The sequence below is a fragment of the Kytococcus schroeteri genome (assembly GCF_042433515.1).
Taxonomy (GTDB): Bacteria; Actinomycetota; Actinomycetes; order Actinomycetales; family Dermatophilaceae; genus Kytococcus; species Kytococcus schroeteri.
In genome coordinates this window covers 57,062-71,027 of sequence record NZ_JBHLVH010000001.1, presented here as the reverse complement: position 1 = coordinate 71,027, position 13,966 = coordinate 57,062, and the positions used below count along the sequence as shown (strand labels likewise).

The window sequence follows — 13,966 nt, the reverse complement described above, 5'->3', positions numbered from 1 at the left end:
CAGTCACCCTCCGGTGGTGGGGTTCTCGAGGCGGTACAGGCGGCGGGCGTTCTCCGATCCCACCATGCGGGCCACGCGCAGTTGCTCCTCGGTGGGCCAGCCGGCGGTCCTCCCCCACTCGCTCAGGGCCTGTCCGAGGCCTCGGCGGAAGAGCAGGGCCCCGAGATGGTAGAGCTCGGCGGCCCCGAACGCGTCGGAGGAGAACAGGGCCTTGTGGAACGGGGTGAGCTCCAGCGACTCGGCGACCACCTGCGGCGACTGGGCGCCGGTGAAGTTCACCGCCAGCCCCACGTCGCAGTACACGTGCTCGAAGACGTGGGCCAGGTAGCCGGCCTCACGGTGGTAGGGGTAGCAGTGCAGCAGGGCGAAACGCACCCCCGTCCCCCGGGTCCGGCGGAACAGCTCGGTCATGAGCAGGGGGTTGCACCGGTGGAGGTCCACGTCCGGGTCGCCGTACCCCACGTGCACCTGCACCACCGCCTGGCGGTCCACCGCCTCCCACCAGCCGAAGCGGACGAGCACCGGGTCGGTGAGCCGCAGTGGCCCCTCCGCACACCGGGTCCAGGCGGCCACGGCGGCCACCACCTCGTCGTCGGTGGGACGCTCGGGGTCGAGGTCGAGCCCGCCCCGGTACGCCGCGATGGTCTTGACCCCCACCGCGGTACGCAGGGCGTCGTCGAGCGCCGCCCGGTAGGCCGCCGGGAAGTCCGCCGGCTCCACGCGGGCGGCCACCTGCTCGGCGATCACCTCCAGACGCACCACCTCGGCGTGGCCGGCGCCGGTCACCTCCGCCATCTGCTCGGGCGTGAGGATCTCATCGGATCGGTGCCCGGTCTCGATGACGTAGGTCCCGATGCCGGCCGCGCGCAGCAGGCGACGGTTCACCTCGGCCGCCCCCAGGTCGGCCCGCCGCGCCACGTAGTCCTCCGGGACGGCGAACGGGGGCAGGTCGAGCACCGGTGCGCACTCGCGCCGCACCGCGAAGCCCAGCTGCGTGTCGAAGAAGGTGGTGCCGGCCGGGGCCGGGGCGTCGGACTCCGTGAGGAGGTCCTCCATCCCGGCCCGGTCCAGGTCGGTGGTCACCACGCCGTGGCAGTGGTGGTCCACCAGCTCCAGGGCGCCCAGGTCCAGTGCCTCAGTAGACACGGGCGTACCACTCACAGGTCTCGGTGTCGCTCAGGGAGGACACCTCCGCGAGCTCCTCGCGCTTGATGCGCAGGAAGGTCTCCACCAGGTCCGGGTCGAACCAGCCGCGCACCTCCTCGTCGGCCTCGAACAGCTGCAGCGCCTCCTCGAGGGAGTGGGGGAACTCCGGGATGCCGTCGGCACCGTCGGTGAGGTCCACCTCTCCCTCCCGCGCCCGGGCGGGCTCGGTCTGCTGGCGCAGGCCCTCGAGGCCGGCGCGCAGGACGACGCCGAGTAGCAGCCACGGGTTGGCCCCCACGTCACCGCCACGGAACTCGAAGTGCAGCTGCGGCTCGGGGTCCCGTCCGTCGATCTCCACCGTGGGGCACAGGCGCAGCAGGGCCTCCCGGTTGTGCAGGCCCAGGAAGATGCCGGCCGAGGCCCACTGGTGGGGACGCAGGCGCAGGTAGGAGGCCGAGAGCGGCGCGAACAGCGCGGCCAGCGAGCGGGCACGCTCCAGGATGCCGCCGGCGAAGCGGCCGCCGAACTCCGACAGGCGCCCGGGGCGGGAGTCGTCGAAGAACACGTTGCGCCCCTGCGCGTCGCTCAGGCTGAAGTGCACGTGCACGCCGTTGCCGGACTCCCCGGGGATCAGCATCGGGGTGAACGAGGCACGGCGCCCGGCCGAGGCGAACACGTCGCGCACCAGGTCGCGCACCACGATGGCGCGGTCCGCCGCCGCCACGGGGTCGGTGGGCTTCATGGTGACCTCGTACTGGTGCAGGCCGTACTCGGGCAGCCAGTTCTCCGGCTCCAGCCCGGAAGCCTGCATCGCGGTGACCACGCGCGACCCGAGCGGTTCGGCGGCCCGGTAGGAGCGCCACGAGAAGGGGTGGTGGGTGTCAGTGGCGTCGCGGTCCATGAACTCGTGCTCGAAGGAGGCCTTGACGGTGACGCCGAACTCCTCCTGCAGGGCCGCCACCGTGTCCCGTAGGAAGGTGCGCGGACAGCAGCCCCACGGCTCACCGGTGGTGGTGATGACGTCGGCGAACACGATGGTGGTGTCGGGCTTCCCGGGCACACCCCGCAGGGGGTAGCTCGCCGCACGGTCGGGGCGCAGGCGCAGGTCCCCGGTGGACCCGAACGGGATTTTCTCGGCGATGTGGCCACCGGTGCCGATGCCCAGGTTCGCGGGCACCCAGCCGGTGGTGTCCTTCTCCCCCAGGTTGGCCGAGGGGAGTGCGCGTCCCTTGGTGACGGCGGTGAGGTCGCTCGTGGCCACGAAGGTGAGCGGGGTGAGGTCGTCGGTGGTCGGGCACTGCGGGTTCTCGCACATGGTGTTCACTCCAGGTCCTCGGCCGTCAGCCGGGCGCCGATGCGCTCGGCCAGACGGGGCTTGGCGAAGATGACGACGGCGCCCAGCAGGCACCAGGCCCCTGCGATCCAGGGGAAGTAGGTGTACGGGGCCTCCTGGCCGGTGACCTGCACGAGGTACACGTAGCCGAGGTAGGCCAGGCCCAGCACGGGCACGAGGGCCTCCCACCGCGCGATGCCGGAGCCCGGACGGAAGGCGTGGCGCAGCACGCCCACCGAGGTCATGCCGTAGGCGACGACCATGCACAGGGTGGCGATGGTGGCGTACCAGTAGTAGACCTCCACCGGCCCGCCCCGGAGCCCGGCGAGCAGGAACACCAGCGCCAGCGTGGTGCCGACGACCGTCGCCGTGGCCACGGTGGGGACCCCGGTGCGGGCGTCGGTGCGGGCCAGCACGGAGGGGCCGAAGCCGTCGCGGGCCAGGGCGAACAGCAGCCGTGCGGCGGCGGCCACCGAGCTGAGCAGGGAGGCGAGCGCCACGAGGAACGCCACCACCGAGATGAGCACGGCGAACCAGCGCCCGAGGTAGCTGGCCCCCAGGTCGGTAAGGGTGGAGCTGGCACCGGCGAAGGCCTCCTGGCCGGCGGCGTCGGTGCCGTAGCCGATGGTCTGGGCGAACATCACGAAGGTGTAGAGCACGCCGGCCAGCACCACGGCACCGAGCAGGGCCCGCGGGATGGTGCGCTTGGGGTCGCGGGACTCCTCGGCCAGCGAGGTCCCGGACTCGAAGCCGGCCCACGAGAGGAAGCCGAACACCGAGGCGGTCATGACCGCGTTCCACGAGTTCTCGCCCGGCGTGAGGGTGCTCAGGTCCACCCCGGTGGAGACCGGGGCGGAGCCGGAGGCCACCTTGGCCACGATGACCACGGCGAGCACCACCATCGCGAGGATCCCGGCCATGCCGATGACGAGCAGGGTGCGGGTGGTGACCGTGGACTCGCGCAGGTTGAGCACCAGGGTCAGCGCGGCCACTGCGATGGCCACGAGGAGCCAGCCCCAGAACGGCATGGTCACCCCGAACTGCTCCAGCATCGCCTCGAAGAAGACGGCACAGGCACCGGCGATGCAGGCGGCGAAGAAGAGGTAGGTGCCCAGAAGGGCGAACCCGCCGAAGAAGCCTGCGCGCGGACCGAGGGTCACCCCGGAGAGGGCGTAGACGCTGCCGGCGTGCGTGAAGTGGCGCGTCAGGCGCACGAAGGCGTAGGCCACCAGCAGGGTGCCCACGAAGGAGACGAGGAAGGTGAAGGGCACGGCGGTGCCGACGAGGCCCGCGATGCCGATGCCGTTGAGGGACATGGCCATGACCGGCCCCATGAACCCGACGGAGAGGGCTGCGACCTCCCAGACGCCCAGGCCACGGCCGCCGGCGCCGAGCTGCGGCTCGTCGGGCCCCGCCACGCGTGCGGGATCGGTGTGAGTGCTCATGTCGCCATGAAACAGATCACACACATCGACCGTCAAGAGGTCGTTACGAAATGTTTATTAGCCAGCCGTCTCCGCGCCGCCAGCGGGTCCGGTGCTGGCCTCCTGGGGCGCCAGTGCCGAGGGCGTGTGCGGGTCCAGCTGGCTGCGCACCTCCTCGAGGCGTTCCACCCGCAGACGCCCCTCCTCGGCCAGACGCTCGGTCACCGCGGTCACCACGGCCTCCACCAGCGCCATGGCCGGCACCAACGAGTCGAAGGGCGACGGGGACTCCACCCGGGTGGGCAGAACGGCCTCCGCCAGCTCGGCCACGGGCGAGAGCCACGGGTCGGTGAACAGCACGACACGGACCCCGGCGGACCGGGCCAGCTCGGCGAGCTGGACGGTGCTGGGGTCGTGACGACGGAAGTCGAAGACCACGAGGACGTCGTGCTCGTCGGCGTCCCCCACCAGCGCGACGCGCGAGAACTCGTCCGCCGGCACGGCCCGCACCCCGGGGCGCAGCCACTGCAGGTGCGCCACCAGGTAGTCGCTCAGGACGTGGCTGAAGCGACCGCCCACCACGTGCACGCGGGCGCGCGGGTCGGTGAGGACCTCCAGGGCCCGCTCGAACTCGCTCGGCGGCACCTCGTGGAAGGACTCGCGCACCCGGGCGGTGTAGACGTCCGCCGCCCAGGGCAGGAAGGCGCCCCCCTCGGGCACGTCCCGCCCCTCGGCGTACTGCTCCACGGGCGAGCCCATGCGATCCTGCACCTCGCGCATGAGCGCGCGCTGGAAGGCCGGGTACCCGTCGTACCCGAGCCGCCCCACGAAACGCACCACGGTGGGGGCGCTCACGCCGGCCCGGGACGCGAGGGCGGCGACGGTCTCGAGCCCCGCCATCGGGTAGAGCGCGAGGAGCGCACGCCCCACCTTGCGCTCACCCGCGCTCAGGTCGCCGAGGCCGGCCCGCGTGCGCTCGGCGACGGTGAGACCCTCCGCCGCGAGCGCCGCCTCCCTCGGCGACCCCGCACTCACTTGCCGGAGCCGTCCAGGTCCTGCCCGTCCTGCGTGGACGGGAACTCGTCGATGGCGCGCACGGCCTCGGTGAACTCCACCTCGACGTCGCGGCGGCGGTCCAGGTGGATGCCGGCGATCATGCAGCGCACGGACCCACCGGCCAGCTCGATGGTGGGGATGTCCACGGCCACGATGCGGCAGGACTCCTCGATGGCGGCCACCTGCGCGTCGGTCAGCGAGCGGCGGGCACGGCCCGACATCGCCATGATGCGCTGCAGCCTGCCGTCGGCGTCCTTGCCCATGAGCTCGATGGCGTTGCCGGCGAACTCGCGCACCTGCTCCTCGGTGATCTCCACGATCTTGCGGCCGTTCACCGTGAGGCGCTCGCCCACGGCCCAGCGACGCTTCTCGTCCTTGATCATGTCCAGGGCGAACAGGGCCACGTCCGTGCCGATGGTGGCGATGACGTTGGTGTGGTACACCGGCACGCCGTCGGAGTCCACGGCGTCGAAGGCCATGGGCTCGTAGCCGAAGTCGGCGCAGAAGCGCTCCAGCACCATCTCGTCGGCGCGGTGGCTGCGCGCGGTGTAGGCCACGCGCGAGACGTGGTCGAGCACCATCGCGCCGGTGCCCTCGAGGAAGATGCCGTCGGGCTCCAGGCCGGAGTAGTCCACGATCGTCTGCACGCGGTAGGTGCTCTTGAGCATCTCCAGCACGTCGGCGCGGCGCTCGAGGCGGCGGTTGGAGGCGTACATCGGGTAGACGGCCACGTAGCCGCCGGCGTGGGTGGAGACCCAGTTGTTGGGGAACACGCTGTCGGGGCGGGTGAGCTCGTCGTCCTCGAAGACGTGCACGGTCACGCCGGCCTCGCGCAGCGCCTCGGCGAGCGCGTCCATCTCGGCGATGGCCTGCTGCGACACGGTGGCGGCGTCGGTGCCCTCGGCCACCTCGGACTGGAACGCGTTGTCGGCGGCGGTCGAGGGGTTGGGGGTGAAGTTCAGGGCGCGGACGAGGATGACGCTGGAGGGGGCCTGTGCACTCATGGGGTCAAATCTACCGGTGCTCCCGACCGTGCCCCGCCCCCCACGGACAGGCCGTGCCTCAGTCGGCCAGCAGGTCGGCGTACTGCGGCTCGTCCCGCATGAGGTGGCGCACGTAGGAGCAGTCCGGGCGCACGGTGCGGCCGGCCTCGCGCGCGGCCTCGAGGGCGGCCCCCACCACGGCTCGGGCCACCCCCTGGCCACGGTGCTCCGGCAGGGTCACGGTGTGCGGCATCACCTGCACGTCACCGTCCAGCTGGTACTCGGTGAAGCCGGCCAGCTCCCCGTCGACGTATCCCTCGAAGCGCTGCTCGGCGGTGTCCTCCCGCACGGTCACGGTCGGGTCAGTCATTGTCGCCTCCGGTGTCTCCCATGCGGGCCGCCGCGGCGCCCGCATCGGCCTCGTCCTGGTTGTCGGACCACTGCCACCCTGCCACCTCGGGCAGGTCCACCCCGTGCGCGTAGGCGTGGGCGCGGGCCTCCAGGCGCTTGTCCTCCATGCGCTGGCGCAGGCCGGCGTGGCGTGCGCGCAGCCCCGGCACGTGGTCGATGACGTCCATCACCAGGTGGTACCGGTCGAGGTCGTTGCGCATGAGCATGTCGAACGGCGTGGTGGTGGTGCCCTCCTCCCGGTAGCCGCGCACGTGGAAGTCCGACCCGGTGTCGTTGCGGTACACCAGCCGGTGGATGAGCCACGGGTAGCCGTGGTAGGCGAACACCACCGGGGTGCCCTCGGGGAACAGGGCCCGGAACTGGTCGCGGTCCATGCCGTGCGGGTGCTCGCCGGAGTCCTGCAGCCGCATCAGGTCCACCACGTTCACCACCCGCACCCTGAGCCCCGGCAGCTCGCGCTCCAGCAGGGTGGCCGCGGCCAGCACCTCCACGGTGGGGACGTCTCCGGCGCAGGCCAGCACCACGTCCGGCAGCTCCCCGTCGCGCACCGTGCCGGCCCACTCCCAGGTCCCGATGCCGCGCGTGCAGTGGGCGACCGCCTCCTCCATCGACAACCAGGTGGGCGTGGGCTGCTTGCCGGCCACCACCACGTTGACGTACTGCCGCGAGCGCAGGCAGTGGTCCATGGTGGACAGCAGGGTGTTGGCGTCCGGCGGCAGGTACACGCGGATGATCTCGGCCTTCTTGTTCACCACGTGGTCGATGAAGCCCGGGTCCTGGTGGGAGAAGCCGTTGTGGTCCTGCCGCCACACGTGCGAGCTGAGCAGGTAGGTGAGCGAGGCCAGCGGGCGCCGCCACTCGATGCCGTTGGTGACCTTGAGCCACTTGGCGTGCTGGTTGAACATCGAGTCCACGATGTGGATGAACGCCTCGTAGCTGCTCATGAGGCCGTGGCGGCCGGTGAGCAGGTAACCCTCCAGCCAGCCCTGGCACTGGTGCTCGCTGAGCACCTCCATGACCCGGCCCGACGGGCCGAGGGGCTCCCCGGCGTCGTTCGGGTGGTACTCCCCCATCCACTGCTTGGGGGTCACCTCGTAGACGTCCTGCAGGCGGTTCGACGCGGTCTCGTCCGGCCCGAACACACGGAAGTTCTGCAGGTTGGCGGCCACCACGTCGCGCAGCCAGGCCCCCATGCGGCGGGTGGGCTCCACCACCTCGGCGCCGCGCTCCTCCACCGGGACGGCGTAGCGGCGGAAGTCGGGCAGCTCCAGCTCCTGCAGCACCGCGCCACCGTTGGTCACCGGGTTGGCGGACATGCGGGCGGTGCCCTCCGGTGCGGTGGCGGCGATCTCCGGCAGCAGGGCGCCGTCGGCGTCGAACAGCTCCTCGGGGCGGTAGGAGCGCAGCCAGTCCTCCAGCACCCTCAGGTGCTCGGGGGTGTCGCGGGCGCTGGCCAGGGGCACCTGGTGGGAGCGCCAGTGGCCCTCGGTCTGCCTGCCGTCCACCTCGGCCGGGCCGGTCCAGCCCTTGGGGGTGCGGAAGACGATCATCGGCCAGGCCGGGCGGTGCGCGTGCGGCACGGAGCCGTCGGCGGCGGTGGGGTCCTGGCCCTGCTCGGCGCGCACCGCCGCATCGGCCTTGAAGCGGGCGATCATGTCGAGCGCCTCGTCGAGCACGGCTGCGAAGCGCTGGTGGATGCTGATCGGGTCCTCGTCGTCGAACCCGGCGGTGAAGAACAGCGGCGTGTGGCCGTACCCGGTCATGAGTGCGGCCAGCTCGTCCTCGGGGATGCGGGCGAGCACCGTGGGGTTGGCGATCTTGTAGCCGTTGAGGTGCAGCACCGGCAGCACCACCCCGTCGGTGTGCGGGTTGAGGAACTTGTTGGAGTGCCACGCGGTGGCCAGCGGACCGGTCTCGGCCTCGCCGTCACCCACCACGGTGAAGGCCAGCTGGTCGGGGTTGTCGAACACCGCCCCGTAGGCGTGGGAGAGCGCGTACCCCAGCTCGCCGCCCTCGTGGAGGGATCCGGGGACCTCCGGGGAGACGTGCGAGGGGATGCCGCCGGGAAAGCTGAACTGCTTGAACAGCCGCTGCAGGCCGGCCTCGTCGCGCGTGATGCCGGGGTAGGTCTCGGTGTACGTGCCCTCGAGGTAGGTGGAGGCCACCAGGCCCGGGCCGCCGTGGCCGGGGCCGGTCACGTAGAACGCGTTGAGCCCGCGCTGCCGGATGGCCCGGTTCATGTGCGCGTAGAGGAAGGTGAGCCCGGGCGTGGTGCCCCAGTGGCCCAGCAGGCGGGGCTTCACGTGGTCCTCGGTGAGCGGCTGGCGCAGCAGGGGGTTGTCGAGCAGGTAGATCTGCCCCACGGAGAGGTAGTTGGCGGCCCGCCACCACTGGTGGATCCGTGCGGCCTCCTCGGCCGTCAGCGGGGTGGAGGGCCGGTCGGGCCAGGCGGTCGGTGCGGTCACAGCGGCTCCTCGAGGGTGGTGTCGCTCACCGGGCGCCGGCGGTCCCCGGGCCCGCTCACCACGCTAGCCACCCCAGCCGGTCCGGCGCACCTCGACACCCCTGCCAAACCCTTGGCCAACTCCTGACCGCGGCTTGGTCCGTGCTCGAGGGACGCGGGGCCACCATCACGAGGACCCCCTCACCCCCCTTGGAGGACACCATGCGTCGCACCCTCGCGCTCACCACCCTCGTCGCCCTGGCCGCCACCTGCGCACCGGCCGCCACCGCCGCCCCCGATGCCGGGTCGCCCGCTGCGCCCGACCTGCGCCCGCGCGTGGCCGCCACCGCCGACGGCGGGCTCTCGGACGACCACCGCTCGCGCACCCGCATCCAGCTCAAGCTCGCCGAGGGCACCTCACCCGACGCGCTGGCCGGCACCCTGGCCGCCGCCGGGGACGACGCCGTCTCCTCGCTGGCCGCCGCGGGCACGCTGCGCGACCTCCGCCCGATGGTGGACCGCCCCGCCGCGGACCTGCGCGCCCTGAAGGCCACCGCCGAGCGGCGCTCGGGGGACCAGCAGGCCGACATGTCCCTGTGGATGCTGGCCGAGGTGGACGCCGCCGACATGGACCGCGTCCTGGCCGAGCTCGACGCGGACCCGGCCGTGGAGGTGGCCATGGCCCAGCCGCTGCCGACCGCGGAGCCGCTGGCCGGTCCGCAGAAGGTGGCCGCCACCCCGCTGGCCGCGTTGCGCGCCGACGGCGCCGACCCGGTGAACCCGCTGGCCACCCCGGACTTCACCGACCGCCAGGCCTACCGGGGCCCGGCCGCCGAGCAGGGCGTGGAGGCCGTCGCGGCGGCCGAGCAGCCCGGTGGCGACGGGGCCAACGTGGCGGTCGCCGACATCGAGTACAACTGGCACCGCAACCACGAGGACCTCACGCAGCTGGCCCGCGAGGGCGCGCTCTTGGCCGTCGGCACCCCGGACCCGTCCTACGGCCCCCACGGCACCGCCGTGATGGGCGAGATCGTCGGGGACGACAACGGCGGCGGGGTCACCGGCATCGCGCCGGCGGCCACGCCGTTCATGTCCAACGCCATCAGTCTGGAGAACGGGTGGGCGCCGGGCGCCGCCATCGCCCTGGCCGCCGAGACGCTGGAGGCCGGCGACGTGATCCTGCTGGAGCTGCAGGTGAACGGGTGCGGCGGCGGGTACGCCCCGGTGGAGCTGGACCCGGCCTCGTACGACGCCATCAGGACCGCGACGGCCAAGGGCATCCACGTGGTGGAGGCCGCCGGCAACGGCACCCAGAACCTGGACGACCCCTGCTACGGCGGGGAGACCTTCCCCGACGGCAAGGGTGACTCCGGCGCCATCATCGTGGGCGCCGGGGCCGGGTCGCGCTCGGGCCGCACGCCCGGCTCGCGCCTGGACTTCAGCACCTACGGCTCGCGCGTGAACGTGCAGGGATGGGGCGAGACCGTCACCAGCGCCGGTTACGGCGACCTGTACGGCAGCGACGAGAACACGCACTACACGGACGGCTTCTCCGGCACCTCCTCGGCCTCCCCCATCGTCACCGGGGCGGTGGCGCAGATCTCGTCCATCGCGCAGGAGAGGGGTGTGGAGCTCACCCCGGCGCAGATGCGCGACCTGGTCGTGGAGACCGGCACCCCGCAGCCCGAGGGCGACGCCGGCCACATCGGCCCGCTGCCCAACGTGGTCAAGGCCGTGGAGGCCATGGGGTCCGGCGTCGCCGAGTGATGCCACCCCACCCGGGGGCCGCACCGTCGCCCCCGGGTGGGGAGCACACTGGGGGCATGACGACCCTCCACGACTTCACGGCCACCACCATCGACGGGCAGGAGCGCTCGCTGGGCGACTACGCCGGACAGCTGGTGCTGGTGGTGAACACCGCCAGCGAGTGCGGCCTGACGCCCCAGTACGAGGACCTGCAGAACCTCTACGCCGAGCACGCAGGTGCCGGGTTCGTGGTGCTCGGGTTCCCGTGCAACCAGTTCGGCGCCCAGGAGCCCGGCACGGAGGCGGAGATCTCCGGGTTCTGCCAGAAGAACTACGGCGTGACCTTCCCGATGTTCGCCAAGGTGGACGTCAACGGTGACGAGGCCCACCCGCTGTTCGCCTGGCTGCGCGAGGAGTCCGGCGGCGAGGAGGTCGAGTGGAACTTCGCCAAGTTCCTCGTGGACGGCGAGGGCAAGCTCGTGAAGCGCTACTCCCCGCGCACCACCCCCGCCGAGATGGGCGGCGACGTCTTGCGACTGCTCGAGATCGGCCTCTGAGGCGCTACACTTCGCCGACCGCGGCCACTCCCGGAGGCGGCAACCACCCCGCGTCCGAACGGAGTCCGCGCATGCCCACGTCCACCCTGCCCTCCCGCACCCGTCGCAGCCCGCGCGTCCTCGTGACGGCGGCGGCAGCCCTGGCCGTCATCAGCAGCGGCCTGGTGCCTGCCACCGCCTCGACCGGTACCGCCGGCGCGTACTCCGCCCCGCTGCGCACGGCCGTCCGCAACCTGCCGGTCGCCCACGAGAACAACGCCGGGTACGACCGGGACCGCTTCTTCGGAGAGTGGCGTGACGCCAACGGGGACTGCCAGAACACCCGCCACGAGGTGCTCGTCCAGGAGTCCCGCATCACCCCCACGTACTCCAGCCGTCGCTGCACGGTGAAGGCCGGCAGGTGGGTGACCAGCTGGGACAACAGGACCCACCGGTACCCCTCCACGGTGCAGATCGACCACACGGTGCCGGTGGCCGAGGCCTGGGGCTCCGGCGCACGTCGCTGGACCCAGACCCGCCGCAAGGCCTTCCACAACGACCTCGGCGACAAGCGGTCGCTGAACGCCCAGACCACCTCACTCAACCGCGCCAAGAGCGCCAAGGGCCCCGAGGCGTGGATGCCCCGCGCCAACCGCTGCCGCTACGTGCAGGAGTGGGTGGCCGTGAAGATCCGCTGGCGCCTCACCGTGGACCCCGCCGAGAAGGCCGCGCTCACCCGCCTGGCCTCGCAGTGCTCCAACGTGACCCTGCGCGTCAACCGCGTCTGACCCCGCCGCCGTGCCCCGAGTCCCCTCCGGCGCGGCGTTCAGCAGGCTCGCCGCACGTCGGTGTGGGGGGAGTGGTCGCCCGTGAACAGCAACGCTTCCCCCAGGTCCTGCGCAGTGGTGTACGCAAAGCAGTCACCCAGGTTGAGCCCGGCGGGATGACCGCTTCCCCAACCGATGTCCCGGAAGGCGGCACGGGCGGCACGCGCCTGCGCAGGCGTGAACGGCACCACCTCGATGCCGAGTGCGTCCAGCAACTCGTCGACCACCCCGGATGCCCTCTAGCCTCGGGCCATGAGCAGCGCACGAGGGACCTTGGAGTGGACGCCGCTGGCCGACGGGCTGGACCTGGTGGCACCCCCGGTGGCCGAGGCCGCTCGCGCCGGCCACGTGCCGGGCGCCGAGGTGGTGGGCATCGACGCCGACCTGGCCGACACCGCTGCCTTCTGCGAGACCTACGCGGTGTCCCCCGAGGCGTCGGCCAATTGCGTGGTGGTGGAGGGTCGTCGCGGGGAGACCACCACAATGGCAGCGGTGATGGTGCTGGCCACCGACCGCGCGGACGTCAACAGGACCGTCCGCAAGCACCTGGGCGTGCGCCGCATCTCGTTCGCCGACCAGACCGCCACGGAGTCCGCCACCGGCATGACCTCCGGTGGCATCACCCCGGTGGGCCTTCCCGCCGACTGGCCGATCCTCGTGGACGAGCGCGTGGCCGCCGCCGAGGCCGTGGTCGTCGGCGGCGGTGTGCGAGGCGCCAAGTTGCTGGTGCCCGGCGCGGAGCTGGCCGCCCTGCCGGGCGCCGAGGTGCTGGACCTCGTCGTCCCCGGCTGACCCCGGCGGCCGGCCACCACTCAACGGTCGACGACCCGTCGTCGTTCCTGACCAGATCCTGACCGAATCATGGGCCGAGCTTGAGGTCGCCGTTGCCACGATGTGGGTTCCCCACACCCTCACCCCCTCCCGAGGAGAACTCCATGAACCGATCCGTGGCCATCGCACTCGCCGCGGCCCTCGCCACCACCGTCACCCCGTCCGCCCTGGCCGCCCCGGCCACCACACACACCGGCGGCCCCACCCCGACCACCGCCAGCAGCACCCCCACCACCGGCACCGCCCCGCGCACCACCCTCGAGCCCCGCGCGGTCGCCTCCTCGACCACCCCGGTGGCCCGCGCCGGGCAGTCGCGCACCCGCATCCAGTTCAAGCTGGCCGAGGGCACTTCCACCACCCAGCGCACGAGCGCCCTGGCCGCCGAGGGGCCGGGCGCCGTCTCCCGCCTGACCCGCAGTGGCGCGCTGCGTGACGTGCGCCCGATGGTGGACGCCCCCGCCTCCTCGCTGCGCTCCCTCAAGGCCACGGCCGAGCAGCGCTCCGGCGCGGAGCAGGCCGACATGTCGCTGTGGATGGTGGCCCGCGTGGACGCCGGTTCCCGCGACGAGGTGCTGCGCCGCCTGCAGGCCGACCCCGCCGTGGAGGCGGCCATGCCGCAGCCCCTGCCGGTGACGCCGCCCGAGGCGATGGCGGCCGCCGCCCCCGCCGTTGCCTCCCCCGAGGCCGTGTTCCGCAAGGATGGCCGCAGCCCCGTCAACATGCTGGCCACCGCGGACTTCAGCGGCCGCCAGACCTACCGCGGCCCGGCATCCCAGCAGGGCATCGAGGCCCTGGCCGTCAACAAGCTGCCTGGCGGCAAGGGCGAGAACGTGGCCGTCTCCGACGTGGAGTTCGGCTGGACCATGAACCACGAGGACCTCTCCCAGCTGGCCCGCAGCGGCGCCCTCATCGCCACCGGCACGCCGTCGTTCAGCTACCCCGAGCACGGCACCGCCGTGATGGGTGAGGTCATCGGCGACGAGAACGGCTCCGGCGTCACCGGCATCGCCCCCACGGCCACCGGGTACGTGGCCAACGCGGTGAGCCGCGAGTACGGCTTCTCCGCCGGGGCGGCCATCACCCGCTCGGCACAGAAGCTGCAGGCCGGCGACGTGATCCTGCTCGAGCAGCAGCTCACCGGCTGCGGCGGGGGCTTCGCCCCCGTGGAGATCGACCCGGCTGCCTACGACGCCATCCGGACCGCCGTGGCCAAGGGCATCCACGTGGTGG

Annotated in this window: 13 protein-coding genes; 5 read left to right on the top strand and 8 right to left on the bottom strand. The window is 72.6% G+C overall.

Annotation, left to right across the window (positions count from 1 at the left end; genetic code table 11):
- Positions 1-3 precede the first annotated feature (3 nt).
- The 7 genes from ACFFHC_RS00355 to ACFFHC_RS00325 are packed head-to-tail and all read right to left on the bottom strand — an operon-like array spanning position 4 to position 8,818.
- Positions 4-1,146, bottom strand: a complete 1,143-nt coding sequence (locus tag ACFFHC_RS00355; protein WP_238138163.1) for an amidohydrolase family protein — start codon at positions 1,144-1,146, stop codon at positions 4-6.
- Positions 1,136-2,461, bottom strand: a complete 1,326-nt coding sequence (locus tag ACFFHC_RS00350) for a type I glutamate--ammonia ligase (protein WP_379802524.1) — start codon at positions 2,459-2,461, stop codon at positions 1,136-1,138. Before ACFFHC_RS00350 ends, ACFFHC_RS00355 begins: the two co-directional genes overlap by 11 nt.
- 5 nt (positions 2,462-2,466) lie before the next feature.
- Positions 2,467-3,924, bottom strand: coding sequence for an APC family permease (locus ACFFHC_RS00345; RefSeq protein ID WP_101849526.1), 1,458 nt, complete (start codon positions 3,922-3,924; stop codon positions 2,467-2,469).
- A 57-nt stretch (positions 3,925-3,981) separates the two neighbouring features.
- Positions 3,982-4,938 (bottom strand): MurR/RpiR family transcriptional regulator, encoded by a 957-nt coding sequence (locus tag ACFFHC_RS00340; protein ID WP_101849525.1) that lies wholly within the window; start codon positions 4,936-4,938, stop codon positions 3,982-3,984.
- Positions 4,935-5,963 carry a citrulline utilization hydrolase CtlX gene (ctlX, locus tag ACFFHC_RS00335; RefSeq protein ID WP_379802511.1) on the bottom strand — a complete coding sequence of 343 codons (1,029 nt, stop codon included), beginning with the start codon at positions 5,961-5,963 and terminating at the stop codon, positions 4,935-4,937. The genes ACFFHC_RS00340 and ctlX overlap by 4 nt, the downstream gene beginning before the upstream one ends.
- Before the next feature lie 58 nt (positions 5,964-6,021).
- On the bottom strand, positions 6,022-6,312 hold the full coding sequence (locus ACFFHC_RS00330; RefSeq protein ID WP_379802510.1) for a GNAT family N-acetyltransferase: 291 nt from the start codon (positions 6,310-6,312) through the stop codon (positions 6,022-6,024).
- The gene (locus ACFFHC_RS00325; protein ID WP_379802509.1) at positions 6,305-8,818 is read right to left on the bottom strand and encodes a phosphoketolase family protein; all 2,514 of its coding nucleotides are present in this window, start codon (positions 8,816-8,818) and stop codon (positions 6,305-6,307) included. Before ACFFHC_RS00325 ends, ACFFHC_RS00330 begins: the two co-directional genes overlap by 8 nt.
- A 200-nt stretch (positions 8,819-9,018) precedes the next feature.
- Here ACFFHC_RS00325 and ACFFHC_RS00320 point away from each other — a divergent pair, with 200 nt between their 5' ends.
- The 3 genes from ACFFHC_RS00320 to ACFFHC_RS00310 all read left to right on the top strand — a co-directional run bounded on the left by ACFFHC_RS00320 (position 9,019) and on the right by ACFFHC_RS00310 (position 11,866).
- A complete protein-coding gene (locus ACFFHC_RS00320) occupies positions 9,019-10,563 on the top strand; it encodes a S8 family serine peptidase (RefSeq protein WP_101849523.1) in 1,545 nt (514 codons plus the stop codon).
- A gap of 56 nt (positions 10,564-10,619) precedes the next feature.
- Positions 10,620-11,099 carry a glutathione peroxidase gene (locus ACFFHC_RS00315; RefSeq protein WP_101849522.1) on the top strand — a complete coding sequence of 160 codons (480 nt, stop codon included), beginning with the start codon at positions 10,620-10,622 and terminating at the stop codon, positions 11,097-11,099.
- Between the two features lie 71 nt (positions 11,100-11,170).
- Entirely contained in the window at positions 11,171-11,866 is a 696-nt protein-coding gene (locus ACFFHC_RS00310; RefSeq protein ID WP_083323633.1) for an HNH endonuclease family protein, read from the top strand.
- A 38-nt stretch (positions 11,867-11,904) separates the two neighbouring features.
- On the opposite strand, the gene ACFFHC_RS00305 is transcribed toward ACFFHC_RS00310, so the two are convergent.
- Complete coding sequence (locus ACFFHC_RS00305) at positions 11,905-12,132, bottom strand: PIN domain-containing protein (RefSeq protein ID WP_379802508.1); 228 nt, start codon at positions 12,130-12,132, stop codon at positions 11,905-11,907.
- Positions 12,133-12,157: 25 nt separating this feature from the next.
- Between ACFFHC_RS00305 and ACFFHC_RS00300 the strand changes: the two genes are divergently transcribed.
- The gene (locus ACFFHC_RS00300; RefSeq protein WP_379802507.1) at positions 12,158-12,697 is read left to right on the top strand and encodes a YbaK/EbsC family protein; all 540 of its coding nucleotides are present in this window, start codon (positions 12,158-12,160) and stop codon (positions 12,695-12,697) included.
- A gap of 143 nt (positions 12,698-12,840) precedes the next feature.
- Positions 12,841-13,966, top strand: a 1,126-nt coding sequence (locus ACFFHC_RS00295; RefSeq protein WP_446685141.1) for a S8/S53 family peptidase, incomplete at its 3' end; no start/stop codon positions are given.

Bases quoted from the DNA above. Each gene is read 5' to 3' on its own strand.
- ACFFHC_RS00350 (WP_379802524.1), bottom strand. From the start codon at position 2,461: ATGTGCGAGAACCCGCAGTGCCCGACCACCGACGACCTCACCCCGCTC.
- ACFFHC_RS00310 (WP_083323633.1), top strand. From the start codon at position 11,171: ATGCCCACGTCCACCCTGCCCTCCCGCACCCGTCGCAGCCCGCGCGTC.
- ACFFHC_RS00300 (WP_379802507.1), top strand. From the start codon at position 12,158: ATGAGCAGCGCACGAGGGACCTTGGAGTGGACGCCGCTGGCCGACGGG.
- ACFFHC_RS00330 (WP_379802510.1), bottom strand. From the start codon at position 6,312: ATGACTGACCCGACCGTGACCGTGCGGGAGGACACCGCCGAGCAGCGC.
- ACFFHC_RS00315 (WP_101849522.1), top strand. From the start codon at position 10,620: ATGACGACCCTCCACGACTTCACGGCCACCACCATCGACGGGCAGGAG.
- ACFFHC_RS00345 (WP_101849526.1), bottom strand. From the start codon at position 3,924: ATGAGCACTCACACCGATCCCGCACGCGTGGCGGGGCCCGACGAGCCG.
- ACFFHC_RS00320 (WP_101849523.1), top strand. From the start codon at position 9,019: ATGCGTCGCACCCTCGCGCTCACCACCCTCGTCGCCCTGGCCGCCACC.
- ctlX (WP_379802511.1), bottom strand. From the start codon at position 5,963: ATGAGTGCACAGGCCCCCTCCAGCGTCATCCTCGTCCGCGCCCTGAAC.